Origin of the sequence: Micromonospora parva, from assembly GCF_000718515.1 — a bacterium.
Taxonomy (GTDB): Bacteria; Actinomycetota; Actinomycetes; order Mycobacteriales; family Micromonosporaceae; genus Micromonospora; species Micromonospora parva.
The window spans coordinates 177,635-202,555 of the sequence record NZ_JNZS01000007.1; the positions used below are offsets into that span (position 1 = coordinate 177,635).

Below are 24,921 nucleotides of genomic sequence, written 5' to 3' on the forward strand. Positions count from 1 at the left end.
TCCCCATGCGCGTCGTCCGCATCCTGCCCAACCTTCCGGTGGCTGACATCAGCGACGCGAAGGGCTTCTACACCGACTTCCTCGGTCTGAGCACCGAGGCGTTCAACCTGGGTTGGGTGGCCCGCTACACCTCGCCCGACCCCGACGTGGCCGTGCAGCTCGTCTCCGGTGACGCGTCCGCACCCGAGGACTCGGTCATCAGCGTGCAGGTGGACGATGTGGACGCCGCCCATGCCGAGGCACAGCGGCTCGGCTACGAGATCGTGCACCCGCTGACCACGGAGCCGTGGGGGGTGCGCCGGTTCTTCGTCCGTGCCCCGGACGGCAACGTCATCAACGTGGCAGCGCACCGCTCCTGAGGTGACGCCGATTGTGGAACACCTGCCCCGACTCACGGAAGCCAGGTCCGAGCGGGGTGGGCTGGCGCGACGCAAGGGCCGCATCGCCCCCGGGGTTCGACGCCGATGTGTTGATCGTCGACGGCGACCCGACGAGCGACATCAGGGCGCTGCGTCGCCCGCTGGCCGTGTACCGTGCCGGCCACCCGGTGGGATGAGGGTGACGCCGGGTCAGGACGAGCGGAGCTGCTGGCGGAACCAGGCCCGGTCGGGGTTGACCACAGCCCGTTCGCCGAGCACGACGGTGGGCACCGTCTCGTTGCCGCCGGCCACCGCCCGGACGGCGGCGGCAGCGGCCGGGTCGTGCCAGATGTCCACCCAGTGGGCCCGCCGGGCGAGCCGGCCGAGTGAGAACCGCAGCTGAAGGCAGTAGCGACAGCCGGGACGCCAGTACACGATCGGCCGGCCGTCCACCGCGCTGGCCCGCCGCGCTTCGGCGGCACTCACCGAGCGGGGGAAGGCCCACGGCGACAGCAGCAGTGCCAACACCAGGAAGACCACCAGCTCGACCGCGCCGACGGCGGGCAGCCCGGCGGTCAGTTGGCTCGCCGCCACCAACACGCCGCAGGCCGCCATCAGGATCGCCAGAACCCACCGTCGCAGCACGCCGAGGACACTACCCGCAGGTACGAGGGTGGCCGCCGCCGCCAGGTCAGTGACTTTCACACCTTGACATGCATCGATGTTAACGCCAACATGAGTCCGCCACCTGCCCGCAACGCCACCGTCACACTCCCGCCTTTTCGGGCCTCTCCCCCGGCCCTTCCCGACATCGCCGGGTGACGTCGACCGCATCGGCACGCCGCACGGCGGGTGTCGTCCCGCGCCGGTCAATGGCCGTTTCCCACGCTCGCGGAGGACAGATGCCGCTGCCACTCGCTCCCACCGACCCCACCACCCGCCGAGCCGTCCGCCACGGGCCCGCCGGCCGCGGCGGCCATCGACGACTGCGGTCGGCGCTGGCCGCGGTGTTGGTGGTGCTGGCCGTGTCGGCCGGCCTGCCCGTGGCCGGGCCGGCTCAGGCCGCACCGGCCGTCAGCTACACCAACCCGTTGGCGAACCAGCGGGCCGACCCGCACATCTTCCGGCACACCGACGGCTACTACTACCTGACCGCGACGGTGCCGCAGTACGACCGGATCGTGCTGCGCCGGGCGACCACCCTGCAGGGGCTGGCGACGGCGGCGGAGACCACGATCTGGAGCCGCCACACCAGCGGAGAGATGGGTGCCCACATCTGGGCACCGGAGATCCACTTCATCAACAACCGGTGGTACGTCTACTTCGCCGCCGGGCGGACCGATGACGTGTGGCGGATCCGGATGTACGTGCTGGAGAACGCCAACGCCAATCCGCTCACCGGTTCCTGGACCGAACGCGGCCGGATCAGCACCCCCTGGGACACCTTCAGTCTGGACGCCTCCACCTTCGTCGCCAACGGGGTGCGCTACCTGACCTGGGCCCAGCAGGAGCCGGGGATCTCCAACAACTCCAACGTCTACCTCGCCCGGATGGGTGCCAACCCGTGGCAGATCACCGGCACGGTGACTCGCCTCGTCGTGCCGACGTACGACTGGGAGACCCGGGGCTACCGGGTCGCCGAGGGACCGGCGGTGATCCAACGCAACGGCCGCATCTTCCTGACCTACTCGGCCAGCGCCACGGACGCCAACTACTGCCTCGGGATGCTGAGCGCCTCCGTCACCGCGAACCTGCTCGACGCCGCCTCGTGGAGCAAGAGCCCCAGCCCGGTGTTCGCGAGCAACGCGGCCACCAGCCAGTACGGCCCCGGCCACAACTCGTTCACCGTCTCCGAGGACGGGCAGAGCGACATCCTCGTCTACCACGACCGGAGCTACCGCGACATCTCCGGTGATCCGCTCAACGACCCGAACCGGCGCACCCGGCTGCAGAAGGTGTACTGGAACGCCGACGGCACCCCGAACTTCGGCATCCCGGTGCCCGACGGTGCCACCCCGGTCCGGTTGCGGTCACACGACCAGACCAGCAGCTACATCCGGCACTACGACTACCGGGCCCGGATCGAGCCGAACGTGACCAACCTGGCCGACTCCCAGTTCCGCATCGTCAGCGGCCTCGCCGGCGGCGGATCGGTGTCGCTGGAGTCGACCAACTTCCCCGGGTACTACCTGCGTCACCGGGGCTTCGCCCTGTACGTCGAGAAGAGCGACGGCTCAGCCCTGTTCGCTGGCGATGCGAGCTTCCACCGCCAGGCCGGCCTCGCCGACGGCGCCGGGATCTCCCTGGAGTCGCAGAACTTCCCGGGCCGTCATGTGCGCCATCGCGGCGGACTGCTCTACGTGGAGGCGGTCAGTTCGAGCGCCGACCGCGCATCGGCGACCTTCCACCTGGAGTAGCGCCCGCCGGCCTCGGCACCCGTCCCGTCTCACCCCGAGCCCATCCAGCCAGGAGGAGCGATGCCCTTCCCCCTCACGAGAAAACGGTCCGGCGGCGGGTCGGTCCGTCGCCGATGGCGTACCGGCCTGGTGTTCGCCATGATCACCACGCTGGTCGGCGCGGCCGGCGTGGTTCTGGTCGGCGCACCGCCGGCAGCGGCGGCGACCATCGACACCAACGCCTACTACGTCCTGGTCAACCGGCACAGCGGCAAGGTCCTCGACGTCCGGGACACCTCGACGGCGGACGGCGCGGTGATCCAGCAGTGGTCCCGCAACGACGGGGCGTGGCAACAGTTCCAGTTCGTCTCCTCCGGCGGCGGCTACTACCGCCTCAAGGCCCGGCACAGCGGGAAGGTCGTCGACCTGTGGGAGTGGAACACCGCCGACGGCGCCGAGTACCGGCAGTGGTCCGATCTCAACGGCACCAACCAGCAGTTCCAGGTCCTCGACTCCGACAGCGGCCACGTCCGCCTGGTCAACCGCCACTCCGCCAAGGTGCTGGAGGTCTGGGAGCGGTCCACCGCCGACGGCGGCCGGATCAGTCAGTACACCGACCTCAACGGCACGAACCAGCAGTGGCAGCTGGTCGCGGTGGGCGGTGTCAGCACACCACCCACCACCGGCTGCGGCAGCGGGTCGACAAACGCCGAGGCGGTGCTGAGCGGGAGCACCTGGACGGCCCGCAACGGCTCGTCGACTGTCTACTCGGGTTCGGACATGTTGTCGGCGATGCAGGCGGCGGTCAACTCGCTCTCGGCGGGTCGTACGTCGAAGCAGCGGGTGGTGGTTCGCGGCTCCGGTTCGATGAGCGCCGGCTCCCGGTTGTCGCTGCCGTCGTACACCACACTGGCCGTGTGCGGCACGATCAACGTGACCGGGTCGGGCTCGGGCGACCAGGCGCCGGTCTACTCGCGCGGCACCACTGACGTCGAGGTGCAGAACCTCACGCTGACTGGCTCACCGTTGTACGGGATCTTCATGCGCAACGTGAACAACCTGACCCTCGGGCAGATCGACATGCGGCTCTCGGCCGGTCTGGGCGTACGCATCGACAACCACGGCGGAGATCGGGCGGTCAAGGTGCGCAACATCCGCATCGACAACGTGTACGTGTCGGGCACCGGGACGCACGGGGTGGAGACGTACGGCGTGGACGGTCTGACGATCGGCACGGTCACGGCGCGCAACACCCGGGACTCCGGGCTGCTGCTCAACGACACGATCAACGCCACGGTGGGCACTGTCGACGCGCAGGGCGCCGGGACCGGCACCGGGTACGCGGCGTTCCGGATGGCCAACCGCAACGGCCGGGTGGGCAGCTCGTACCCGACCAACATCCGGGTCGGCACCGTGATCGCGTCCGGGGGCGGTCGGGGCATCTTCTGTGTCTCCGAGTCCGGTGGCGCGGTCATCGACCGGGTGACGATCTCGAACACCGGGAACAACTCGATCCTGGTGGAGAACTGCTACAACGTCGTCATCGCCGGAGTGTCCGGGACGGTGACGGGCGGTGGCGAGGTGCGGATCGCCTCGCGATCGGAGTTCCCGATCTCCTCCGGCATCCGCTTCCAGAACCTGACGGTCACCAACACCAACATCACCCAGAACCCCTGCGGTGGAGCGAACAACACGATCAGCAACGTCACACGGATCAACTCGACGTTGACCTGGTGCTGACCCGATGACGAGCGGCCGCCCGACCCCGGGCGGCCGCTCACCCCGTCACGGAAATCGTGGCTGGCGCGCCGCCCCGGACCGGTCGCGGGGTTTCGCCGGCCGGCGCTCGCGGGTAGCGGGTGGCCCATGAACCGCAATCTCGTCAAGGCGCTGCAGGTGGCGTGGGAGCTGCCGGAGTTCCGCACCGGCGTGCGACACGTCGTCGACCTCGACGAGGTCGCGGGACTGCTGGCCACCCTCACCGTTCCGGACCACGACCACGAGGTGGAACGCAGCCTGCTCCGGCTGCTGCGGTCGGCCCTGGACACTGTGCAGATCCGGGAAGCGGTGTTGTTGCTGCTGGAGCGGGACGAGGTACGCCGGCCCCTCGTCGCGGCGGCGGTGGAGCCGCTCGCGGACCGGCCGGGTCAGGCCGCGGCCATCGCGTCGGCGGCCGAGGATCCCACCGTACGGCGTGAGGTTCGGGCGGTGTTGGCGAGCGCCAAGGTGCGCGAGCTGATCTGGCAGGCGATCGAGAACCAGGTGAGCGACAACCGGATCGGCCTGATCCGCCGGGCGGCGGTGCTGGTGGTGTGGCACCCCCGCGTGCGGCGTCTCGTCTGGGCGCTGCGTCGACACGGGGTGTTGCGCGAACTGCGCCGCAGGCGGTGATCCATCCGGGCCGGACGACGGATCACCGACGACGACGGGCCATCCACTGCCAGATGTGGGTGCCGTTGAGGCTCGGGTCGTTGCGGGCCACGTAGATCCAGGACCAGTGCCCGGGGAACTGGTAGCCGTTCCACACGACGTGGTCGTACAGGGTGATCAGCGACCCTGGGATGAGGTCGTGCGCGTGGATCGTGTTGGTCTCGGGCGGCACGGTGTCGTCGTCGCGTGAGGTGACCAGCCAGGTCGGCGTGCGGATCCCGGCCAGCTCCGCGTCGGTGAGCAACGGGGGGCCCTCCCCGTCGAGCGGCTCGACAACACCGCAGATCGGCACCGACGCGGCGAACAGGTCCGGATAGGTCGAGGTCATCTCCAGCGACATGTAGCCGCCGTTGCTGCAACCGACCACGTAGATCCGGTCGGGGTCGACCCGCTTGCGGCGTACCAGGTCCTGGACGATCTCGCGGATCAGCGGGGCGAACCGGGGGCCGTCCTCCATCCAGTAGGAGGTGCTCTGCGGAGCGACGACGTACGCGCCGGAGAAGATCTGCTGTGCCTGCGGGGTGGCGAAGCCGAGCGCTCCACGGTTGGCACGCAGTGTGGTCTCGTTGTCGTAGTAGTCGTCGGGCAGCGAGGCACCCTCACCGCCGCCGTGCAGCCAGACGATCAGTGGCCGCCGACCGCGTCGGGGCGAGTGGTCGGGAGAGTACAGCCGGTACTTCAGGCCGGAGCCCGAGACGTGGTAGCTGAAGGCGTCCACCTCGGGGTTCGACAGCCCCGCCTGCACGAAGCGGCTGATGGTGACCGGCGAGCCGTGGCGTCGGACGATCGGGGTGTTCTGGGTGATGGTGTAGACGAGGTCCAGTTGGACGTTGCGGCCCCTGCTCAGGATGTACCCGAGGGTGCCGCCGCCGGGTTGACCCTCGCCGTGGCTCAACTCCAGCACGATGTTGCCGCGCCGGTCGAGCCGGGCCGCGGTCACCGTCCGGTCCAGGTCGTACTCGCTGAAGATCAGGTCGCCGGGAGCGATCGGGATCGGGCTGGTGGCCTTGGCGTGCACGGTGAACGTGGCGGGGGTCAGCCCGGCCGGGTCGATCGGCCCGAGCCGGCTGGTGTCGAGGGTGACCGAGGTAACCTGCTCGCCGCCGTCGAGGGTTGTCGCGTCGAGGGTGAAGCTCACGCTGGTGCGATGGTGGCCGTCGGGGTGGGCGGCCGCGAGGCCGGGCACTGCCAGGCCGATGGCGGCGCCGGCCCCACCGGCCAGCACGGTGCGACGAGTGACAGGCGTGGACATGCGGGCCCCCGTACCTAGCGATGTAGACATACGTCGATGGCGTCTCAACGTAACGCCGCGGAGATCTACTGGCAACCGGTGCCGGCGCTGCCGTCCGGACCAGACTCCACCCGCCGTGAGAGACGCCTCCCATCCGGCGAGCAGGCCACCCGTTAGCCACCGGTCGTACTTTGGGACGATCTGGAGTCGCACCACCGTTCGTACGATGGACCCCATGCACCCTCGCCTGCACGCGGTGTTGGCCGAGCCGCGTGTCTCACCCGCCCCGTCCCGGCTGTGGCGCGACTGGGCGGTGATCGCGGTCCTGACGCCGGCGATGCTGGTGGAAGGCGCTCTCCGACCCGATCTGCCGTGGCGGGTGGGCTGCGTCGTCGTCGCGCTCGCGCTGCTGCCCACCATCCTCTGGCGACGGACCAGGCCGCTCGCGATGGTGGTGATCGCGTTCGGCGGCACGACTGTCGCCCCGTTCGTGCTGCCCGGCGATCCCTGTCAGTTGTTCACGGCGAGCTTTCTGGTCCTGCTGGTCTACGCGCTGTTGCGGTGGGGCTCCGGTCGCGATGCCGTGATCGGGTCGTTCTTCGTGGTGGCGAAGGTGACCGCCGCCGGTGTGGTCGGCTCGATCGACGGCGGGGAACTCGTCGCCGGCTTCGCGGTGATGTTCGCCGCCGCCACGCTGGGTGTCGCGATCCGCTTCCGGGCCGCCGCCCGGCTGCGCGAGCTCGATCGGGTGAAGCTGTTGGAACGGGAACGACTCGCCCGCGACCTGCACGACACGGTGGCCCACCACGTGTCGGCGATGGCGATCCGCGCCCAGGCCGGCATCGCCGTGTCGGCGAGCCAGCCGCACGCAGCCGTCGAGGCGCTGCGCACCATCGAGGCCGAGGCGTCCCGTGCGCTCGCCGAGATGCGCGCGATGGTCCGCGTCCTGCGCCACGACCAGCCCGCCGACCGGGAGCCACACCCGCAGGTCGCCGACATCGGGCGGCTCGCCGGCCAGTTCCGCACCGGGCCGAACGTCGAGGTGAATCTGCGCGGCGACCTCAACGACCTCGCGCCCGGTGTCGGCTCCGCGCTCTACCGCCTGGCTCAGGAGTCGGTCACCAACGCCCGTCGCCACGCCCGGCACGCCACCCGCATCGAGGTCAGCGTCGCGGCCGACGACACGTCGGTGCGGCTGCGGGTCAGCGACGACGGCGAGGCCGGGGCCGCCGGGCCGACCGGCTCACCCGGTTTCGGCCTGACGGGCATGAAGGAACGCGCCGATCTGCTCGGCGGCACCTGCCAGGCCGGGCCCAATCCCGACCGTGGCTGGACGGTCACGGCGGTGCTCCCGCGCCAGGGGGTCGGCGCGTGACGGTTCGCGTGCTCGTGGCGGACGACCAGGAGATCGTTCGCACCGGCCTCACCATCATCCTGAACACTCAGCCCGGCATCGAGGTCGTCGGCGGCGCGGGCGACGGCCGGCAGGCGGTCGAGCTCGCCCGGCGGCTGCGCCCCGACGTGTGCCTCTTCGACATTCGCATGCCCGGCATGGACGGCATCGAGGCCACCCGGGCGCTCGCCGGCCCAACGGTCGCGCAGCCGCTCGCGGTGGTCGTCATCACGACCTTCGACCTCGACGAGTACGTGTACGCGGCGCTGCGGGCCGGCGCCCGCGGCTTCCTGCTCAAGGAGGCCGGTCCCGAGCTGCTCAGCCAGGCCGTGCACGCGGCGGCCAACGGGGACGCGCTGATCGCGCCGAGCGTCACCACCCGGCTGTTGAAGGCGTTCGCCGACGCGGACCCGGCCGCGCCGCGCCAGCAGCCCATCGACGCGCTCACCGACCGGGAGGAGCAGGTCCTGGTCGCCGTCGCGCGGGGACGCACCAACCAGGAGATCGCCGCGGAGCTGCACATCACGTTGAGCACCGTCAAGTCGCACGTGACCAGCCTGATGACCAAGCTGGGGGTGCGTAACCGGGTCGAGGTGGCGATGTGGGCGTACGAGACCAACCGCGGCCGGCGGCACTGGTGAGCGACATAGGTACGACGGCGGTGTCCGACCATGGGCCGACCGGATCGCGGCCCATGTGCCGATGAGTGGGGCCGGGTACGGCGTCCACCATCGGTGGCATGACGATGCGAGAGTGGCGGCTGCCGGCCGCGTTGATCCTGCTGGGCCTGATACCGATGCTCGCCGGAGCGGGACGGCTCACCGAGTTGGGCACCGGGCCGCAGGTCACCCCGGAGAACGCCCGCTTCGTCGCCGATCCGCTGCCGGTGGTGCTGCACATCGTCGGCGCGGTGGTCTACACGGTCCTGGGCGCGTTCCAGTTCGTACCCCGGCTGCGCCGCCACCGTTGGCACCGCCGTGCCGGTCGGGTGCTCGTGCCGTGCGGGCTGACTGTCGCGTTCAGCGGCATGTGGATGGCCGTCGGGTACGACCTGCCGGCCCACGACAACGACGTGCTCGCCGGCATGCGGCTCGTCTTCGGCTCGGTCATGGCCGGTGCGATCCTGCTCGGTCTCGCCGCCGTGCTGCGCCAGGACATCGACCGGCACCGCAGGTGGATGGTGCGCGGCTACGCGATCGGGTTGGGCGCCGGCACCCAGGCGTTCACCCACGCGCCGTACCTCATCGCGGTCGGCGAACAGCCCGACGGGAACCTCCGGGCCGGCCTGGTGGTCGCCGGCTGGCTGATCAACCTTGCGGTGGCCGAATGGTATCTGCGGCGCCCGGCCCGGGCGGTCACCGCGCCGGCCCTCACGCTGAGCTGAGCCCGTCGGCCGTCGGTGACCGGCTCAGACCGCCACGGATGTCCTCCTCGATCCGCTTCGCGGCGGCCAGCAGCGGCGGGAGCAGCTCCCGGCGGATCATCTCGAAGGACCCCCGGGTGGCGTGCGCGGAGACGTTCACCGCCGCGATCACCGAACCGTTCTCGCCGTGGATCGGCGCGGCCACCGAGCGCAGCCCCTCCTCCAACTCCTGGTCGACGATCGCGTACCCCTGGGCGGCGATCTTCGTGAGGACGGCGCGCAGCTTCGCCGGGTCGGTGACGGTGCGCCGGGTCAGCGGGCGCAGCTGCGCCGTGGCGAGGTAGTCGTCGAGCCACTCCGTCGGTTGCGCGGCGAGCAGCACCCGGCCCATGGAGGTGGCGTACGCGGGGAACCGGGTGCCGACGCTGATCCCCACCGTCATGATCCGTTTGGTGGGCACGCGGGCGACATAGACGACCTCGTCGCCGTCGAGCACCGACACCGAGCAGGACTCGTGCACCCGCGCCACCAGCGCCTCCATGTGCCGCTGCGCGACCTCGGGCAGGCTGAGGCTGGACAGGTACGCGTAGCCGAGTTCGAGGATCCGGGCCCGCAGCGAGAAGAGCCGCCCGTCGGTGTGCACGTAGCCCAGCTCGACCAGGGTGAGCAGGAACCGGCGCGCGGCGGCCCGGGTCAACCCGGTCCTCCTGGCCACCTCGCTGAGGGTGAGCTGCGGATGGTCGCCGTCGAACGCGCGGATCACCGCGAGGCCGCGCTCCAGCGACTGAACGAACTCCGGCGACCTGGTCGCCTCCTCGCTCACACTCACCCGGCCTCCTGCCGCAGGGTCTCCCGGGCCACCGTGAACGCCCGGTTCGCCGCCGGTACACCAGCGTAGACGCCGACCTGGAGCAGGACCTCCGCCACCTCCTGCGGGCTCAGCCCGTTACGCAGCGCGGCCCGGACGTGCATCGCCAACTCGTCGTCGTGGTGCAGGGTGGCGAGCACGGCGAGGGTGATGCAACTACGGGTACGCCGGTCGAGGCCGGGCCGGCTCCACACCTCGCCCCACGCGTAGCGGGTGATGAAGTCCTGGAAGTCGGCGGTGAACTCGTCGGTGCCGGCGATCGCGCGGTCCACGTGCGCGTCGCCCAGCACCTGTCGACGTACCGTCATGCCCGCCTCGTGCCGCTCGCTGTCGTTCATTCCTCATCACGTCCCTCCTGGAAGTGTCCCGACAGGAGTCGGCACACCTGCTCGGGTTGCTCGACGTTGGCCAGGTGCGCCGCCGCGTCGAGCACGGCCAGCCGAGCCCGTGGGATGCGTCCGACGATCTCGCGGGCGTGCGGCACCGGGGTGGCCGGGTCGTCCGCGCCGGCGATGACCAGCGTCGGCGCGGCGACCCGGCCGAGGTCGGGTCGGAGGTCCATCGCGGCTATCGCCTCGCAGCAGGCGGCGTACCCGTCCGGGGGCGTCGCGGTCAGCATGGCGCGGTGGGCGGCGACCACCTCCGGCCGGGCGGCGGCGAAGGCCGGGGTGAACCAGCGGGCCACCACCGCGTCGGCGATCGTCGGCAACCCTTCGGCCCGCACCGTCGCCGCCCGGTCCCGCCACTGCTCGGGTGGGCCGAGCGACGCCGACGTGCAGAGCAGCGCCAGCCGGCGCACCCGCTCGGGCGCGTACGTGGCGAGCCACATGCCCACCATGCCGCCGAGGGACAGCCCCGCGTAGTGGACCCACGGCACGTCGAGGTCGTCCAGCGTCCGCAGCAACTCCCGGCCCAACAGGTCCAGGGTGTACGGCCCGGGCGGCACCGCCGAGCGCCCGTGGCCCAGGTGGTCGTACCGGATGACCCGGAACCGTTGGGCGAGCGCCGGCACCTGGGGGTCCCACATCGCGGCGGCGGTGCCGAGGGAACTGCCGAGCAGCAGCACCGGGGCGACGGCCGGACCGTCGACGGTGAGATGCAGCCGGGCGGTCATCCGTCCGCTCCCCGAACGGCGACAAGGGCCCTGTCGACGAACCGCCCGGCCGAGCCGAGCCAGCGGTGCGGGTCGAGCGCCTCGGCTATCTCGGTGTCGGACAGGTGAGCGCGGATCTCGGTGTCGGCGAGCAGCGCGGCGCGGAACGAGGGCGCGGCGGCGGCACGGGTCACCAGGTCGTGCGCGGCGCGGCGACCGACGGCGGGCGTCAGTCGCGCGGCGACCGCCTCGGCCAGCAGGACGCCCCCTGTCGCGTCGAGGTTCGCCCGCATCCGCCGCGCGTCGACCCGCAGCCCGACGAGCATCCGGGCGCACCGCGCGGCGGCGCCACCGGTCACGTGCAGCAGGTCGAGCAGTGGTTCCCACTCGGCGTGCCAGGCGCCGGCGGCCCGCTCGTGCTCCTGCACCGCCGCGGCGAACACTGTGGCGACGAGACCGGGACCGCGTCGTGTCGCGGCGGTGACGAGGACCGAGTCCACCGGGTTGCGCTTGTGCGGCATGGCCGAGGAGCCGCCCCGGCCGACGCCACCCTCGGCGACCTCGGCGATCTCGTTCTGGGCGAGCAGGCCGACGTCGAGCGCGACCTTGCCGGCGGCCACGAGGAGCCCACCGAGGGCGGTGGCCAGGTCGAGCCAGGGCTGCCGGCGGGTGTGCCAGGGCAGCGGGCTCGGCGGGAGGCCCAGGTGCGCCGCGAACCGCTCGGCGACGTCGGCGCCGGCCGGGCCGTACGCGGCCAGGGTGCCGACCGCGCCACCGAGCTGCGCGGGCTGCGCGACGCCGGCCTGCCGCAGCCGGTCCCGGGCCTCGGCCAGCCCGGTCAACCAGCCGGCGGCCTTGAGCCCGAACGTGGTGGGTGCCGCCTGCTGACCGAGGGTCCGGGCGACCATCACGGTGTCCCGGTGGGCGTCGGCCAGCTGGGCGGCGGCGTCCACCGCGGTGTCGAGGTGCCGCAGCAGCGGCCCGAGCGCCCGCACCGCCACCAGGGCCAGCGCGGTGTCCAGCACGTCCTGGCTGGTCGCTCCGAAGTGTACCCAGGCCCGGTGGTGCTCCGGCACTGCGGCGGTCAGCTCACCCACCAGCGGAACGACCGGGTTGCCGGTGGCGTCGGCCGCCCTGCCGAGGGCCCCCGGGTCGTACCGCTCGGCGCGGCACCGCGCGACGATCGCCTCGGCGGCCGGTGCGGGCATGATGCCGGCGTCCGCCACGGCCCGGGCCAGCGCGGCCTCCGCGTCGAGCATCGCCTGGAGCACTGCCGGGTCGCTGAGTTCCGCGTCGACGTCCGAGGTGCCGGAGAGGCCGCCGAGCAGCCCGTCAGACGGCGAAGAAGACGGTCTCATGCGCGCCCTGCAGGTGGATGTCGAACCGGAACCCGTCCGCTGCGGGTGTCGCCAGCAGGGTGTCGCGGCGGTCGGCGTCGACGCCGCGCAGCACGGGGTCAACGGCGTTCGCCGCCGGCTCGTCGGGGAAGTAGAGCCGGGTGACGAGGCGGTGCAGCAGCCCACGCCCGAAGACGGACAGGGTGAGGTGAGGGGCTTCGGTGCCGCCCTCCGGATCGGGCAGCGCACCCGGCTTGACTGTCAACAACCGGTACCACCCCTGCCCGTCGGTCTCGCTGCGCCCGAATCCGCGGAAGCCGGCGAGCACTGGCGGCCGGGCCCCCCGAGGGTCGTCCGGGTGGTCGAACCGGCCGTCCGGGTCGGCCTGCCAGCTCTCCACCATCGCGTCCACCACCGGCGTCCCGGTGCCGTCGACGATCCGGCCCCTGATCCAGAACGCGCCGGGCGTGCCCTCGGGCACGACGTACGGGCCGTCGGGCCAGCGCAGGCCGATGTGCAGGTACGGCCCGACGGTCTGCGCGGGCATGACACCCAACCGCTCACTCATCGTCGTCCTCGTCCTCGAAGGGGGTGCTCTCCCGGCCCCGCAGCACGATGTCGAACTCGTACGCCAGCGCCCACTCCGGTGTCGTGGTGGCGTGGTCGTACCGGGCGATCATCCGTTCCCGGGCCTTCGGGTCGCGGACCGAGTTGAAGATCGGGTCCTGGAAGAAGAGCGGGTCGCCCGGAAAGTACATCTGCGTCACCAGCCGTTGGGTGAACGCGCGGCCGAAGAGGGAGAAGTGGATGTGCGCCGGCCGCCAGGCGTTGTCGTGGTTACGCCAGGGGTACGCGCCGGGCTGCACGGTGATGAACCGGTACCGCCCCTGGTCGTCGGTGAGCGCCCGACCCACCCCGGTGAAGTGGGGGTCGAGCGGGGCCGGCCAGGTGTCGCGGGCGTCGCGGTACCGTCCGGCGGCGTTGGCCTGCCAGATCTCGACGAGCGTGCGGGGTACCGGTCGACCGTCACCGTCGCGGACCCGGCCGTGCACCATGATCCGCTGTCCCTGCGGTTCGCCGTCGTGCTGGCGGGTCAGGTCGTGGTCGAGCGGGCCGAGCCGCCCCTCCCCCAGCAACGGCCCGGTGATCTCGGTCAGCCGCTGCGGCAGGTGGATCAGTGGGTGTTTCGGCGCCCGCGCCACCGTCGACCTGTAGCCGGGACTGAGCAGCGGCGGGTGGGCGTCGACGTCGTCGCGTCGGTACCGCGGCAGCACCAGGCCGCCGCCGGCCCGGGTGTCCTGAGTGGTCATTGTCGTCTCCTGTCGGACTTCGTCGCTTCCAGCGCCCGCAACACCGCGAGTTCGTGGGCCGTCGGTGGCGCAGTGGCGGCCGGTGCCTCGGCGACGGCGAGGTCCCAGCCGGTGGCCGCCCGTGCCTGCTCCCGCGTCACGCCGGGGTGCAGGTGGGTCAGCGTGAGTTCGCGGGTGACCGGGTCGGGTTCGAGCACGCCGAGGTCGGTGATCACCACGCGGGGACCGCCGCCGCGCAGGCCGAGCCGTTCCCGGTCGCCCGGGCCCGTCCCGTACCCGACCGAGGTGACGAAGTCGACCCGTTCGGTGAACGTCCGCAGGTCCTGCCGGACGATGACCACGACCTCGCCGCAGGAGGCGGCGATCTCCGGGGCGCCACCGGCTCCGGGCAGCCGGACCTTCGGGGTGTCGTAGTCACCGCCGACGACGGTGGTGTTGATGTTGCCGTACCGGTCGAGCTGGGCGGCGCCGAGGAAACCCACGTCGATCCGGCCGGGCTGGAGCCAGTAGTTGAACACCTCCGGCACCGACACCACCGCGTCAGCGGTGTCGGCGAGGACCCCGTCGCCGATGGAGAGCGGAAGCCGGTCCGGCTTCGCGCCGAGGCACCCGGATTCGTAGATGAGGACCAGGTTCGGGGCGTGCGTCGCCCGGGCGAGATTCGCCGCCGTGCTGGGCAACCCGATCCCGACGAAGCAGGCGGTGCCGTCGCGCAGTTGCCGCGCCGCGGCGACGGTCATCATCTCGTCCGCGGTCCAGTCCGCCATCGCGTTCCCCTCGCTCGCTGCGCTGACTCATGCCGCCGCGCCGGCCCTGTGCACGTGCTCGTCCAGCCAGGCGCGGAAGGTGTCGCGGTGTCGGCTGACGGCGTCCCAGTCCCGGTAGAAGTCGTTGTCACGCACCGAGTAACCGTGGGCGTAGGAGGGGTGTGCGCCGCCGGGCACCTCGGCCACCGCGGTGACCGCCCAGCCGGGCAGGACGACCTGCCCGGGTACGGGTTCCCACTCGTCCACGATCTCCTCGACGGTGACCAGTGACCGGTGGGCGGCGAGCACCGCCTCCTTCTGCACCCCGGTGATGCCCCACATCTGCACGTTGCCGTTGCGGTCCGCACGCTGGGCGTGCACCACCGTCACGTCGGGACGCAGGGCGGGGACGGCGGTGAGCGTCTCGCCGGTGAACGGGCAGGTGATGGGCCGGATGTTGGTGGTGTGCCGGGGCAGGTCGGTGCCGGTGTAGCCGCGCAGGACGGCGAACGGCAGCCCGGACGCCCCGGCGACGTACCGGTTCGCCATGCCCGCGTGGCTGTGCTCCTCCAGTTCGAGTGGGCGCGGCCAGGCGTGCTGCACGGCGTCGCGGAAGCGGTGCAGCGACCCGACGCCCGGGTTGCCGCCCCAGGAGAAGACCAGGCGACGGGCGCAGCCGGCGCCGATGAGCTGGTCGTAGATGACGTCGGGGGTCATCCGCACGAGGGTCAGGTCCCGCCGCCCCTGACGGATGATCTCGTGACCGGCGGCGAACGGAATGAGGTGGGTGAACCCTTCGAGGGCCACCACGTCACCGTCGTGGACCAGCTGCGCCACGCCCTCGGCCAGCGAGACGAGCTTCGCCATGGGCCTCCCGCCTCCCGCGACAACAGTGCTGCCCGCTGTTCGCTATGCGGACTGCCGTGCTCATATCGAACGTACGACGGGCGGATGGCATCAGTCAACGACAGGTTCACCGGGCCCGGCCCACGCCGTCCACAGTGCTCGGCGCTCACCGTCGACGATGCGTTGACGCGGGAGCGACCACGTGCCAACGTTCTTACAGAGAACGCCCGTTCGGTCAGCGAACACATCTGGGCCCCTGCGCGCGAACGGAGAGCCCACCGGGTCACCCGTCACCACCCCACCGGCCCCACGCTCCGAGGAGGACCGCCATGACACTGCTGGACGCCATGACCTGGCAGGGCACGCTGCACAGCGACGGCTGGGTGGAACCGGCCGGCGGCACGGCGCCCGTGCGATCCCCCGCCACCGGCGAGGAGATCGCCCAGGTGGGCGTGGCGAACGCCGAGGACGTGACGCGCGCCTGCGCCCGCGCCGCCGCCGCCCAGCGCGCCTGGGCCGCCACCGGATACGCCGAACGGGCCGCGGTGCTGCGCCGGGCCGGGCACCTGTTCGAGCGGCACGCCGCCGAGATCGGCGACTGGATCGTGCGGGAGGCCGGGTCCATCGCACCCAAGGCCGGGGTGGAGACCGACACCGCGGCGCAGGAGTGCTACGAGGCGGCGGCGCTGGCCTCGCACCCGCTCGGCGAGATCATTCCGAGCGCCCAACCGCGACTCAGCCTGGCTCGCCGGTTGCCCGTCGGCGTCGTCGGAGTCATCGCGCCGTTCAACTTCCCGCTCATCCTGGCCACCCGCTCCGTCGCCCCGGCCCTGGCGCTGGGCAACGCGGTGGTGCTCAAGCCCGATCCGCGCACGGCGGTCTGCGGTGGCATCTCGATCGCACGGGTCTTCGAGGAGGCCGGCCTGCCCGACGGGCTGCTGCACGTCCTGCCCGGCGGGGTCGACGCCGGCGAGGCGCTGGTGGCCGACCCGAACGTGCGGGTGATCAGCTTCACCGGCTCGACTGCGGCCGGTCGCCTGGTCGGCGAGGCGGCGGCACGCCACCTCAAACGCGCCCACCTCGAACTCGGTGGCAACTCGGCGCTGATCGTGCTCGACGACGCCGACCTGGAGCTCGCGGTCTCCGCCGGAGCCTGGGGGTCGTTCCTGCACCAGGGCCAGATCTGCATGACCACCGGCCGGCACCTGGTGCACGAGAGCCTGTCCGAGCGGTACGTCGAGCGGCTGGCGGAGAAGGCGAACCACCTGCCCGTCGGCGACCCGGCGAAGGAGCAGGTGGCGCTCGGACCGATCATCGACGAGCGCCAGCGCGACAAGATCCACGCACTGGTCACGGCAAGCGTCGACGCGGGCGCCCGGCTGGCGGCCGGGGGCACGTACGAGGGGCTGTTCTACCGGCCGACGGTGCTCACCGACGTCACCCCCGCGACCCCGGCGTACGCCCAGGAGGTCTTCGGCCCGGTCGCGCCGGTGATCACGTTCACCGACCAGGCCGAGGCGGTGGAGTTGGCCCGGCAGACCGAGTACGGCCTGTCACTGGGCATCCTGAGCCGCGACGTGATGAAGGCGATGGCGCTCGCCGACCGGATCCCCAGCGGAATCGTGCACATCAACGACCAGACGGTGAGCGACGAGGCGGTGGCGCCGTTCGGTGGGGTGGGAGCCTCCGGCACCGGCTCGCGGTTCGGCGGGCCGGCGGCGAACGTCGAGGCGTTCACCGAGACCCAGTGGCTCACCGTGCAGGGCACCATCACGCGCTACCCGTTCTGACACCGGAGGAGAGGAGCATGCCGGAGATGCGTACCCAGGTCGGCATCGTCGGCGCGGGACCGGCGGGGCTGATGCTGTCGCACCTGCTGCACCTGCGCGGCATCGAGTCCGTGGTGCTGGAGAGCCGCAGCCGCGACCACGTCGAGCACCGGCTCCGGGCGGGCGTGCTCGAACAGGGCTCGGTCGACCTGCTCTGTCGCAGCGGTGTGGGTGAACGGCTGCGCCGGGAGGGACTGCGTCACGAGGGCATCGAGCTGCGCTTCGCCGGGGAGTCGCACCGGGTGCCGATGGCGGACCTGACCGGGCGGGCGATCACCGTCTACGGGCAGCAGGAGGTGGTCAAGGACCTGATCGCCGCCCGGCTCGCGGCCGGTGGCTCGATTCTCTTCGAGGCCGACGTGGTACGTCTGGACGGTCTCGACTCGGACTCGCCGGTGGTCCACTTTCGACGCGACGGGCGCGACGAGGAGCTGCGCTGCGACTTCGTGGCCGGCTGCGACGGGTTCCACGGGGTGAGCCGGGGCGCGGTGCCCGAGGGTGTGCTGACCACCTACGAGCGGGCGTACCCCTTCGCCTGGTTGGGTGTCCTCGCCGCCGCGCCACCAGCCGTGGACGAGCTCATCTACGCCAACCACGAGCGTGGTTTCGCCCTCTACAGCATGCGCTCCCCCGAGATCTCCCGGCTGTATCTGCAGGTCGCACCGGACGAGGACATCGCCGCGTGGCCGGACGAGCGGATCTGGGCGGAGCTGCGGACCCGGTTGGAGACGGTGCCGGGGTGGTCACTCAACGAGGGGCCGATCCTGGAGAAGTCCATCACGCCAATGCGCAGTTTCGTGGTCGAGCCGATGCGGTGGGAGCGGCTGTTCCTGGCCGGGGACGCCGTCCACATCGTCCCACCGACCGGCGCCAAGGGAATGAACCTGGCTCTCGCCGACGTCGCGCTGCTCGGTGACGCGTTCGCCGCGTGGTACGACGAGGGCCGCACCGATCTGCTGGACGGCTACTCGGCCACGGCGTTGCGCCGGGTCTGGCGGGCCCAGCACTTCTCCTGGTGGATGACCTCCATGCTGCACCGGCTGGAGCGCGACGACCCGTACGAGTCGAAGCTGCAGATCGCCACGCTGAGGTATGTCACCACCTCCGAGGCGTACGCCAGGAGCCTGTCGGAGAATTACGTGGGCCTGCCCGAGGTGTGAACGGGAGCCGGCGTGACGTCGCGTTGTTCAACTTATCCATGACGGGCGTCAGAAATTATTGACTTTCAATGCCGGCGTGACTGACCATGGCCACCACAGCGGCGTGCGCCCCCACGCAGCGGTAGTTCACCTGCAGATCCGAGGCATCCGCCGACTTCCGACGCACCCACCACCCCCGCCCAGGAAGGGCCTCGTCAATGAAGAAGGTCATGGCTCTCGGGCTGATCGCTGCTACCGCGATCGCCCTCACCGGATGTACCGACTCCGACGCGTCCACACCGTCCGATCAGGACTCCGGCGACCTGCGCCCGGTCCGGGTCGCGGCGCTGCCCATCACCGAGACCGCCGCGCTGTGGGGTGGCATCAAGGCGGGCCTCTTCGCCGAACGCGGCCTCCAGGTCGAGGTGCTGCCCGCCCAGGGCGGCGCGCAGGCCATTCCCGCGCTCATGAACGGCGACATCGACTTCGCGATCGGCCAGCCGTTCGGCCCGTTCCGGGCCGACCTGCGCGACCTCGGTGTCGTCATCATCGGCAACTACGCCTCCTCGTACGCCGACGGCGACGACATCAACGCCGTGGTGGCCTCGGCGAAGTCCGGCATCAAGCGGCCGGCCGACCTCGCCGGCAAACGGGTCTCGGTCAACAGCCTGGGCGCCGCCGGCGACGTGACGATCATGGCGGCGGTCGAGAAGGACGGCGGCGATCCGTCGACGATCAAGTTCGTCGAGGTCGCGTTCCCGGACGCCCCGGCCCAACTCGAATCCGGAAACATCGACGCCGCCTGGGTGCCGGAGCCGTTCGTCACGCAGCTCAAGGGCCGCGGCGACACCTTCGTCGTCGCGCCCTACCAGGCGGTGGTGCCCGGCCTGACCACGCTCACCACCATCACCACCAAGGAACGCACCGAGAAGGACGCCAAGCTGGTCGAGGACTTCACGGCGGCGATGAAGAAGACGCTGGAGTGGGCCAAGGACCCCGCCAACGAGGCGGCGCTGCGGCAGGCCATCAAGGACAACCTGGAGCTGCCGCCACCGGTGGCCGACTCGGTGCGGCTGCCGGAGTTCGGTTGGGACGTCGACCGGCAGAGCCTGCAGACGCTCGCCGAACTCGCCCTGAAGTACAAGGTGCTCGACAAGCAACCCAACCTCGACCGTCTCATCCAGCAGCAGTAGCCGGCGCGATCCCGCCCTCCCCGGCCCCGGCGCGGGGAGGGCCTCGCCGCACCGCCTGACGACGGGAGTGACATGCGCGTTCCCTCCACCCGACGACTGCGCGCGTTGCGCAGGGCGATGCTGGGCGTCGTCGGCCTGACCGGCTTCCTCCTCATCTGGCAACTGATCCCGACGTTGGGCCTGATCAACCCGTTGTACCTGCCGTACGTGACGGACGTGCTGGCGCGGCTGTTCGAGCAGCTCGTCGACCTCGCGTTCTGGCGGCGGCTGGGCAGCACCATGACGTCCTGGGCGATCGGCCTGACGGTGGCGACAATCGCCGCCGTCGTCCTCGGCACCGTCGTCGGGCTGGTGCCCTTCCTGCGGCGCGCGACCCACACGATGGTCGAGTTCCTGCGGCCGATCCCGTCGGTCGCCCTCATCCCGCTCGCCGTGCTGATGTTCGGCATCCAGCGGCAGGCGGCCCTCGTCATCATCATCTACGCGTCGTTCTGGCAGGTGTTCGTGCAGGTGATCTACGGTGTCGCCGACGTCGACGCGGTGGCCCGCGACACCGCCCGCAGTTTCGGCCTGACCCGGCGGGAGCAACTCTCGCACCTGGTCCTGCCGACCACCCTGCCGTACCTCATGACCGGGCTGCGGCTCGCGGCGGCGGTCGCGCTCATCCTCGCCATCACCGCGGAGATGGTGATCGGCAACCCCGGCCTCGGGCGCATGATCGAACTGTCCCGGTCCGCCGGCGACGCCCCCGGCCTGTACGCGCTGGTCGTGGTCACCGGCCTGCTCGGCCTCACGGTGAACATCGTCTTCCGGTTCGTCGAGCGTCGGGTGCTGTCGTGGCACCAGTCAGTACGAGGGGAGGAGCCGTTGTGACCGCGTACACCGGGCGGATCGCCGCCACGCGGCGTGGTCGGACGGTCGGCTCCCGGATCGCGGCGGGCCTCGCCTACCCGCTGGGGCTGCCGATTCTGCTCCTGGTGCTCTGGGGTGTGGTGGCGACGAGGGCGACGAGCACGTTCTTCCCCGACCCGCTGACGATCGCCGAGGCCTTCCGGCAAACCTGGGTCGGGCCGGCGTTCGTCGAGGACGTGCTGCCGAGCCTCACCCGCCTCGGCCTCGGCATCGCCGCGTCGATCGTGGTCGGCATCGCCGCCGGCACCGTCATCGGCCTGACCCAGTGGTTGCGGGACCTCCTCGAACCGTTGCTGGAGTTCCTCCGGGCCATCCCGCCACCGGTGCTGATCCCGGTGGCCATGCTCCTGCTCGGGATCACGGACACCATGAAGGTGGTCGTGATCGTCTCCGGCGCGGTGTGGCCGATCCTGTTGAACACCATCGAGGGTGTCCGGGGCACTGACAGCGTCATGAAGGAGACCGCGAGATCGTTCCAGGTCTCCTGGTGGGAGCGGCTCTGGTTCCTGGTGCTCCCGGCCGCCAGCCCACGGATCATGGCCGGGGTCCGCCAGGCCCTCTCGGTGGCGCTGATCCTGATGGTCATCTCCGAGATGTTCGCCTCGTCGTCCGGCCTCGGCTACCGGATCGCCTACTTCCAGCGCAACTACCTGATCGCCGAGATGTGGAGCGGCATCCTCCTGCTCGGTCTCGTCGGCGTCTTCCTCGCCGTCGCTTTCGGTCTCGTCGAACGGCGCGTGCTGCGCTGGTACCACGGAATCAGGGAGGTCAACCGTGTCTGACCGGCGCACCCTGCTGCGGGTGGAGCACCTGCGGAAGGTCTACGAGTCCGCGACCGGCGACGTCGAGGCGATCGGGGACATCAGTTTCACGATGGACGCCGGCGAGCTCATCTGCGTCGTCGGGCCGTCCGGGTGCGGCAAGACCACCCTGCTGAAGTGCCTGGCCGGCCTGCTGCGGCCCACCAGCGGCGTGGTCGAGATGGACGGCGCGCCGGTGACCGGGCCCAGCCCGGCGATGGCCGTCGTGTTCCAGGAGTACGGACGCAGCCTCTACCCCTGGCTCACCGTGCGCGGCAACGTCGAGCTTCCGTTGCGGCACAAGAAGCTGACCCGCGCCGCCCGGAGCAGGCTGGTCGTCGACGCCCTTGAGGCGGTGGGCCTCGCGCACGCCGCACGCAGCCACCCGTGGCAGCTCTCCGGGGGGATGCAACAGCGGGTCGCGATCGCGCGGGCGATCGCCTACCAGCCCGACGTCCTGATCATGGATGAACCGTTCGCCGCTGTGGACGCGCAGACCCGGGCCGACCTGGAGGACCTGGTGCGGGAGCTGCACGCCAGCCGCAGCATCTCAGTTGTCTTCGTCACCCACGACATCGACGAGTCGGTGTATCTCGGTCAGCGGGTTCTAGTATTGTCCACGTCGCCGACCTGGGTCCAGGAGGACCTCGCGATCGACCTGCCACCGGAGCGCGATCAGATCACGACCCGCGCCCTGCCCCGTTTCACGCAACTGCGGACGCACGTCTACGACCAGATCCAGCGGGCCAAGCGCGGGCAGGCGGTGGCCCCGTGATCCGCGCCGTGACCGACGGCCAGGTCAACGAGTTCGCCGAAGGGAAGGGCTGTGGGTAGTCGTCAGCCGAAGCAGTTGTTGCTCGCCTTCTTCGGCGAGCACGTCGTCGACGGTGACACCGGGCCGATCCGGGCGAGCGTCCTGATCACCGTGCTGGAGGGTGCGGACGTGGCCGCGCCGGCCACCCGCGCGACCCTCGACCGGCTCGTGCACAGCGGCATCCTCGCCCGTAGCCGCAGCGGCCGGGAGACGCTGTTCTCGCTGACCGAACACGGCGCGGCGGTGTTGCGCGAGGCGAAGGACCGCGTTCGCGGCCCCCGGCCGTTCGACCCGCAGGGCAGCGGCTGGACCCTGGTCACCTTTTCGATCCCGGAGGGCCAGCGGATGCTGCGGCACCGGCTGCGCTCCACCCTCACCTGGGAGGGCTTCGCGCCGATCCGCGACGGGCTCTGGCTCGCGCCCGGCGAGGTCGACCTCGCCGGGTCGTTGGAGCCGCTGCGCCAGGACCTCGCACCCAACACCGTGGTCGCCTTCCACGCCCGCGAACTCGCCGGGTTCCCGATCGGCGAGAGCGTCCGCGCGGCGTGGGACATCGAGGCGATCCGGCGCGCCCACCTCGCCTTCATCGACGTGTGGGACGACCCGTCCGCGGCGACGCTGGCGCCGAGCGCCCTCACCGTACGGACGATGCTGGTGGCGGACTGGCTTGCGCTGCTGCGCGCCGACCCGAGGCTGCCCGCCGAGTTCATGGACGCGCAGTGGCCCGCCACCAGGTCGGTGGAGACCTACCGCCGGATGCACGAGAAGCTGGCCGGGGCGTCCGCGGCGGAGTTCGCCGACCTCGTCGCGGCCCGGCCCGCGGCTAGGCGCCGAATCGGGCCCGCAGATCGGCCTTCCGCACCTTCCCCGACGCCGTCCGCGGCAGCTCGTCCACGATGACGACGTTCTTCGGCAGCTTGTAGCGCGCGATCCTGCCGTCGAGGTGAGCCCGGATGGTGGCGGTGTCCACTGACGCGCCCTCCCGGACCGTCACTATCGCCCACGGCACCTCGCCCCAACGCTCGTCCGGTACGCCGATGACCGCCGCCGAGGTGACCCCGTCGACCTCGGTGAGCAGTTGCTCGAGTTCGAGCGGGTAGATGTTCTCGCCCCCCGAAATGATCATGTCCTTGAGGCGGCCGGTGATGTAGAGGTAGCCGTCGGCGTCCAGGTGGCCGAGGTCGCCGGAGCGGAACCACCCGTCGGCGGTGAACGCCTCGGCGGTCGCCTCCGCGAGCCCGTGGTAGCCGGGGAAGACGTTGGGTCCGGCGACCTCGATCTCACCGACGACGCCGGTGGGCACCACCGCGCCGGCCGCGTCGGTGATCCGCACGTCGGTGAAGAAGTGCGGCAGGCCGACACTGCCCTGCTTGACGCGGGTCATCGCCGGCGGCAGCGCGGTGGCCCCCGGCGCGGCCTCGGTCATGCCGTAACCCTGCGAGAACGACAGACCCCGCGCCTCGTACGCGTTGAGGATCCTGGCCGGCACCGCCGAACCTCCGCAGGTGAGCTTCGTCAACGTCGACAGGTCGGTCGACGCCCAGGCGGGGTGGTCGGCCATCAGCTGGTAGGTGGTGGGTACGCCGCTGAGCATGGTGACCCCGTACCGCTCGATCTGCGCGAGCGCGCGCCCCGGCTCGAAGCCCTTCTCGATGACCATCGTGGCGCCCTTGAGGATCACCGGCAGGGCGCCCATCCCGAGCGAGGCGACGTGGAACAGCGGCGAGATCATGAGCGCGACGTCGGTGGAGACGACGTCGTAGTCGACCACGCAGTTGAGCGCCACCCAGGTGAGGTTGCCGTGGGTCAGCACCGCGCCCTTGGCCCGGCCGGTCGTGCCCGAGGTGTAGACGATCGCCGCCGGATCCTCGTGGGTGGTGTCGGCATGGTCGGTGAGGCCGGCGGCCGCCCGGGTCAGGTACGCCAGCCCGGGTCGGTCCGCGGTGCCGTCGCCGTTGACGATGACGTACGGGGTCCGGGCGGCCGACACGGCGGCGGCCACCGGCACCGCGAAGTCCGGGTCGTGGATCAGCACCCGCGCGCCGCAGTCGGCGAGGACGTAGGCGATCTCGGGGACGGCGAGCCGCGTGTTGATCGGCACGAAGACGGCACCGACCTGGGCCGCCGCGAACATCACCTCGAGCAGTTCGGGGCTGTTCTCGCCCAGGTAGGCGACGGGGTCGCCCTTGCCGACGCCCCGCTCCCGCAGCACCGCCGAGATCCGGTCCGTGGCGTCGGCGAACTGCCCGTAGGTCAGCGGCGAACGGTCGTGGATGATCGCGATCTGGTCCGGGGACTTGAGCCGGCGCCTGGCCACCCAGGCGCCGATTCCGTGCTGCTGCATCATCTTCTCCCGGGGGTGGAGGTGGTGTGCTCGCCCGGCTCGACGGTCGCCCCCCGGGCTCAGGCGTAGAAGCGGTACAGCCCTCGCGCGACGACCGCCGGCTTGCTCCCGCCCGCGATCTCGATCGTCTGGTCGACAGTGAGCTGGTAGCCGCCGGGAACCTCGACCACCTCGGCGACGGTGGCCCGCATCCGCACCCGCGCCCCGACCACCACCGGTGCGGGGAAACGCACCTTGTCGAGGCCGTAGTTCACCTTCGTGGTCACACCCTTGACCTCGAGCAACTCGGTCCAGAAGGGCACCGCCAGCGAGAGGGTGAGGAAGCCGTGCGCGATCGGCGCGCCGAACGGGCCGGTCTTCGCCCGTTCCGGGTCGACGTGGATCCACTGGTGGTCGTCGGTCGCGTCGGCGAAGAGGTCCACCTGGTCCTGCGTGACGGTGCGGTAGCCGGTGTGACCGAGGTCGGTGCCGGCGAGGTCGCCGAGCCGGTCGTAGGTGATGGTCATCGTCATGGCATG

The 24,921-nt window shown here is 71.3% G+C and carries 26 protein-coding genes; 14 read left to right on the top strand and 12 right to left on the bottom strand.

Going from position 1 to position 24,921, the window contains the following annotated elements:
* Nucleotides 1–5 precede the first annotated feature (5 nt).
* Entirely contained in the window at nucleotides 6–359 is a 354-nt protein-coding gene (locus tag IF22_RS0110335) for a VOC family protein (RefSeq protein WP_030330676.1), read from the top strand.
* Between the two features lie 210 nt (nucleotides 360–569).
* Here IF22_RS0110335 and IF22_RS0110345 read toward each other — a convergent pair whose 3' ends face one another.
* Nucleotides 570–1,064 carry a glutaredoxin domain-containing protein gene (locus IF22_RS0110345; RefSeq protein ID WP_245233588.1) on the bottom strand — a complete coding sequence of 165 codons (495 nt, stop codon included), beginning with the start codon at nucleotides 1,062–1,064 and terminating at the stop codon, nucleotides 570–572.
* A gap of 197 nt (nucleotides 1,065–1,261) precedes the next feature.
* On the opposite strand from IF22_RS0110345, the gene IF22_RS0110350 reads away from it, so the two are divergent.
* The 3 genes from IF22_RS0110350 to IF22_RS0110360 all read left to right on the top strand — a co-directional run bounded on the left by IF22_RS0110350 (nucleotide 1,262) and on the right by IF22_RS0110360 (nucleotide 5,146).
* Complete coding sequence (locus tag IF22_RS0110350; RefSeq protein WP_081883777.1) at nucleotides 1,262–2,776, top strand: family 43 glycosylhydrolase; 1,515 nt, start codon at nucleotides 1,262–1,264, stop codon at nucleotides 2,774–2,776.
* 60 nt (nucleotides 2,777–2,836) lie between these two features.
* Nucleotides 2,837–4,495 carry an RICIN domain-containing protein gene (locus tag IF22_RS0110355; RefSeq protein WP_051708301.1) on the top strand — a complete coding sequence of 553 codons (1,659 nt, stop codon included), beginning with the start codon at nucleotides 2,837–2,839 and terminating at the stop codon, nucleotides 4,493–4,495.
* A gap of 126 nt (nucleotides 4,496–4,621) precedes the next feature.
* A complete protein-coding gene (locus tag IF22_RS0110360; RefSeq protein WP_030330680.1) occupies nucleotides 4,622–5,146 on the top strand; it encodes a hypothetical protein in 525 nt (174 codons plus the stop codon).
* A 22-nt stretch (nucleotides 5,147–5,168) separates the two neighbouring features.
* Here the strand turns inward: IF22_RS0110360 and IF22_RS0110365 are convergent, their stop codons facing one another.
* Nucleotides 5,169–6,437 (bottom strand): prolyl oligopeptidase family serine peptidase, encoded by a 1,269-nt coding sequence (locus tag IF22_RS0110365; RefSeq protein ID WP_030330681.1) that lies wholly within the window; start codon nucleotides 6,435–6,437, stop codon nucleotides 5,169–5,171.
* A 214-nt stretch (nucleotides 6,438–6,651) separates the two neighbouring features.
* Here IF22_RS0110365 and IF22_RS0110370 point away from each other — a divergent pair, with 214 nt between their 5' ends.
* From IF22_RS0110370 to IF22_RS0110380, 3 genes are all read left to right on the top strand, one after another.
* Nucleotides 6,652–7,791, top strand: coding sequence for a sensor histidine kinase (locus IF22_RS0110370; protein ID WP_030330682.1), 1,140 nt, complete (start codon nucleotides 6,652–6,654; stop codon nucleotides 7,789–7,791).
* Nucleotides 7,788–8,450 (top strand): response regulator, encoded by a 663-nt coding sequence (locus IF22_RS0110375; RefSeq protein ID WP_030330683.1) that lies wholly within the window; start codon nucleotides 7,788–7,790, stop codon nucleotides 8,448–8,450. The genes IF22_RS0110370 and IF22_RS0110375 overlap by 4 nt, the downstream gene beginning before the upstream one ends.
* Nucleotides 8,451–8,548: 98 nt before the next feature.
* Nucleotides 8,549–9,193 carry a DUF2306 domain-containing protein gene (locus IF22_RS0110380; RefSeq protein WP_030330686.1) on the top strand — a complete coding sequence of 215 codons (645 nt, stop codon included), beginning with the start codon at nucleotides 8,549–8,551 and terminating at the stop codon, nucleotides 9,191–9,193.
* On the opposite strand, the gene IF22_RS0110385 is transcribed toward IF22_RS0110380, so the two are convergent.
* The 8 genes from IF22_RS0110385 to IF22_RS0110420 are packed head-to-tail and all read right to left on the bottom strand — an operon-like array spanning nucleotide 9,180 to nucleotide 15,393.
* The gene (locus tag IF22_RS0110385; protein ID WP_245233589.1) at nucleotides 9,180–10,001 is read right to left on the bottom strand and encodes an IclR family transcriptional regulator; all 822 of its coding nucleotides are present in this window, start codon (nucleotides 9,999–10,001) and stop codon (nucleotides 9,180–9,182) included. The two genes, IF22_RS0110380 and IF22_RS0110385, sit on opposite strands and share 14 nt — an antisense overlap.
* On the bottom strand, nucleotides 9,998–10,378 hold the full coding sequence (pcaC, locus tag IF22_RS0110390) for a 4-carboxymuconolactone decarboxylase (RefSeq protein WP_030330689.1): 381 nt from the start codon (nucleotides 10,376–10,378) through the stop codon (nucleotides 9,998–10,000). Before pcaC ends, IF22_RS0110385 begins: the two co-directional genes overlap by 4 nt.
* Nucleotides 10,375–11,154: a 3-oxoadipate enol-lactonase gene (pcaD, locus tag IF22_RS0110395; protein ID WP_030330691.1), complete on the bottom strand. Its 780-nt coding sequence runs from the start codon at nucleotides 11,152–11,154 to the stop codon at nucleotides 10,375–10,377. The genes pcaC and pcaD overlap by 4 nt, the downstream gene beginning before the upstream one ends.
* A complete protein-coding gene (pcaB, locus tag IF22_RS0110400; RefSeq protein ID WP_030330693.1) occupies nucleotides 11,151–12,491 on the bottom strand; it encodes a 3-carboxy-cis,cis-muconate cycloisomerase in 1,341 nt (446 codons plus the stop codon). Before pcaB ends, pcaD begins: the two co-directional genes overlap by 4 nt.
* On the bottom strand, nucleotides 12,466–13,038 hold the full coding sequence (pcaG, locus tag IF22_RS0110405; RefSeq protein ID WP_030330694.1) for a protocatechuate 3,4-dioxygenase subunit alpha: 573 nt from the start codon (nucleotides 13,036–13,038) through the stop codon (nucleotides 12,466–12,468). The genes pcaB and pcaG overlap by 26 nt, the downstream gene beginning before the upstream one ends.
* Complete coding sequence (pcaH, locus tag IF22_RS0110410; protein WP_030330697.1) at nucleotides 13,031–13,780, bottom strand: protocatechuate 3,4-dioxygenase subunit beta; 750 nt, start codon at nucleotides 13,778–13,780, stop codon at nucleotides 13,031–13,033. Before pcaH ends, pcaG begins: the two co-directional genes overlap by 8 nt.
* Nucleotides 13,777–14,547 (bottom strand): CoA-transferase subunit beta, encoded by a 771-nt coding sequence (locus IF22_RS0110415; protein ID WP_030330698.1) that lies wholly within the window; start codon nucleotides 14,545–14,547, stop codon nucleotides 13,777–13,779. Before IF22_RS0110415 ends, pcaH begins: the two co-directional genes overlap by 4 nt.
* A 27-nt stretch (nucleotides 14,548–14,574) precedes the next feature.
* Nucleotides 14,575–15,393, bottom strand: coding sequence for a CoA transferase subunit A (locus IF22_RS0110420; RefSeq protein ID WP_030330700.1), 819 nt, complete (start codon nucleotides 15,391–15,393; stop codon nucleotides 14,575–14,577).
* A gap of 308 nt (nucleotides 15,394–15,701) precedes the next feature.
* On the opposite strand from IF22_RS0110420, the gene IF22_RS0110425 reads away from it, so the two are divergent.
* The 7 genes from IF22_RS0110425 to IF22_RS0110455 all read left to right on the top strand — a co-directional run bounded on the left by IF22_RS0110425 (nucleotide 15,702) and on the right by IF22_RS0110455 (nucleotide 22,959).
* On the top strand, nucleotides 15,702–17,162 hold the full coding sequence (locus IF22_RS0110425) for a benzaldehyde dehydrogenase (RefSeq protein ID WP_030330702.1): 1,461 nt from the start codon (nucleotides 15,702–15,704) through the stop codon (nucleotides 17,160–17,162).
* 17 nt (nucleotides 17,163–17,179) lie between these two features.
* A complete protein-coding gene (gene pobA, locus IF22_RS0110430; protein WP_245233590.1) occupies nucleotides 17,180–18,361 on the top strand; it encodes a 4-hydroxybenzoate 3-monooxygenase in 1,182 nt (393 codons plus the stop codon).
* A gap of 197 nt (nucleotides 18,362–18,558) precedes the next feature.
* Nucleotides 18,559–19,533: an ABC transporter substrate-binding protein gene (locus tag IF22_RS0110435; protein WP_030330705.1), complete on the top strand. Its 975-nt coding sequence runs from the start codon at nucleotides 18,559–18,561 to the stop codon at nucleotides 19,531–19,533.
* 72 nt (nucleotides 19,534–19,605) lie between these two features.
* A complete protein-coding gene (locus IF22_RS0110440) occupies nucleotides 19,606–20,406 on the top strand; it encodes an ABC transporter permease (RefSeq protein WP_051708302.1) in 801 nt (266 codons plus the stop codon).
* Nucleotides 20,403–21,227, top strand: a complete 825-nt coding sequence (locus IF22_RS0110445) for an ABC transporter permease (protein WP_030330709.1) — start codon at nucleotides 20,403–20,405, stop codon at nucleotides 21,225–21,227. Before IF22_RS0110440 ends, IF22_RS0110445 begins: the two co-directional genes overlap by 4 nt.
* Complete coding sequence (locus IF22_RS0110450) at nucleotides 21,220–22,020, top strand: ABC transporter ATP-binding protein (RefSeq protein WP_030330711.1); 801 nt, start codon at nucleotides 21,220–21,222, stop codon at nucleotides 22,018–22,020. Before IF22_RS0110445 ends, IF22_RS0110450 begins: the two co-directional genes overlap by 8 nt.
* A 51-nt stretch (nucleotides 22,021–22,071) precedes the next feature.
* On the top strand, nucleotides 22,072–22,959 hold the full coding sequence (locus tag IF22_RS0110455; RefSeq protein WP_036411154.1) for a PaaX family transcriptional regulator: 888 nt from the start codon (nucleotides 22,072–22,074) through the stop codon (nucleotides 22,957–22,959).
* Here the strand turns inward: IF22_RS0110455 and IF22_RS0110460 are convergent.
* Nucleotides 22,883–24,403: an acyl-CoA synthetase gene (locus tag IF22_RS0110460; protein ID WP_030330714.1), complete on the bottom strand. Its 1,521-nt coding sequence runs from the start codon at nucleotides 24,401–24,403 to the stop codon at nucleotides 22,883–22,885. The genes IF22_RS0110455 and IF22_RS0110460 overlap by 77 nt on opposite strands.
* A gap of 59 nt (nucleotides 24,404–24,462) precedes the next feature.
* Nucleotides 24,463–24,915: a MaoC family dehydratase gene (locus IF22_RS0110465; RefSeq protein WP_030330716.1), complete on the bottom strand. Its 453-nt coding sequence runs from the start codon at nucleotides 24,913–24,915 to the stop codon at nucleotides 24,463–24,465.
* Nucleotides 24,916–24,921: the final 6 nt, after the last annotated feature.

What these genes read in the sequence shown, in the direction of transcription:
- IF22_RS0110335 (WP_030330676.1), top strand. Translation starts at nt 6, where the DNA reads ATGCGCGTCGTCCGCATCCTGCCCAACCTTCCGGTGGCTGACATCAGC.
- IF22_RS0110350 (WP_081883777.1), top strand. Translation starts at nt 1,262, where the DNA reads ATGCCGCTGCCACTCGCTCCCACCGACCCCACCACCCGCCGAGCCGTC.
- IF22_RS0110355 (WP_051708301.1), top strand. Translation starts at nt 2,837, where the DNA reads ATGCCCTTCCCCCTCACGAGAAAACGGTCCGGCGGCGGGTCGGTCCGT.
- IF22_RS0110360 (WP_030330680.1), top strand. Translation starts at nt 4,622, where the DNA reads ATGAACCGCAATCTCGTCAAGGCGCTGCAGGTGGCGTGGGAGCTGCCG.
- IF22_RS0110365 (WP_030330681.1), bottom strand. Translation starts at nt 6,437, where the DNA reads ATGTCCACGCCTGTCACTCGTCGCACCGTGCTGGCCGGTGGGGCCGGC.
- IF22_RS0110370 (WP_030330682.1), top strand. Translation starts at nt 6,652, where the DNA reads ATGCACCCTCGCCTGCACGCGGTGTTGGCCGAGCCGCGTGTCTCACCC.
- IF22_RS0110380 (WP_030330686.1), top strand. Translation starts at nt 8,549, where the DNA reads ATGACGATGCGAGAGTGGCGGCTGCCGGCCGCGTTGATCCTGCTGGGC.
- pcaC (WP_030330689.1), bottom strand. Translation starts at nt 10,378, where the DNA reads ATGAACGACAGCGAGCGGCACGAGGCGGGCATGACGGTACGTCGACAG.
- pcaD (WP_030330691.1), bottom strand. Translation starts at nt 11,154, where the DNA reads ATGACCGCCCGGCTGCATCTCACCGTCGACGGTCCGGCCGTCGCCCCG.
- pcaB (WP_030330693.1), bottom strand. Translation starts at nt 12,491, where the DNA reads ATGAGACCGTCTTCTTCGCCGTCTGACGGGCTGCTCGGCGGCCTCTCC.
- pcaG (WP_030330694.1), bottom strand. Translation starts at nt 13,038, where the DNA reads ATGAGTGAGCGGTTGGGTGTCATGCCCGCGCAGACCGTCGGGCCGTAC.
- pcaH (WP_030330697.1), bottom strand. Translation starts at nt 13,780, where the DNA reads ATGACCACTCAGGACACCCGGGCCGGCGGCGGCCTGGTGCTGCCGCGG.
- IF22_RS0110415 (WP_030330698.1), bottom strand. Translation starts at nt 14,547, where the DNA reads ATGGCGGACTGGACCGCGGACGAGATGATGACCGTCGCCGCGGCGCGG.
- IF22_RS0110420 (WP_030330700.1), bottom strand. Translation starts at nt 15,393, where the DNA reads ATGGCGAAGCTCGTCTCGCTGGCCGAGGGCGTGGCGCAGCTGGTCCAC.
- IF22_RS0110425 (WP_030330702.1), top strand. Translation starts at nt 15,702, where the DNA reads ATGACACTGCTGGACGCCATGACCTGGCAGGGCACGCTGCACAGCGAC.
- pobA (WP_245233590.1), top strand. Translation starts at nt 17,180, where the DNA reads ATGCCGGAGATGCGTACCCAGGTCGGCATCGTCGGCGCGGGACCGGCG.
- IF22_RS0110435 (WP_030330705.1), top strand. Translation starts at nt 18,559, where the DNA reads ATGAAGAAGGTCATGGCTCTCGGGCTGATCGCTGCTACCGCGATCGCC.
- IF22_RS0110440 (WP_051708302.1), top strand. Translation starts at nt 19,606, where the DNA reads ATGCGCGTTCCCTCCACCCGACGACTGCGCGCGTTGCGCAGGGCGATG.
- IF22_RS0110460 (WP_030330714.1), bottom strand. Translation starts at nt 24,403, where the DNA reads ATGCAGCAGCACGGAATCGGCGCCTGGGTGGCCAGGCGCCGGCTCAAG.
- IF22_RS0110465 (WP_030330716.1), bottom strand. Translation starts at nt 24,915, where the DNA reads ATGACGATGACCATCACCTACGACCGGCTCGGCGACCTCGCCGGCACC.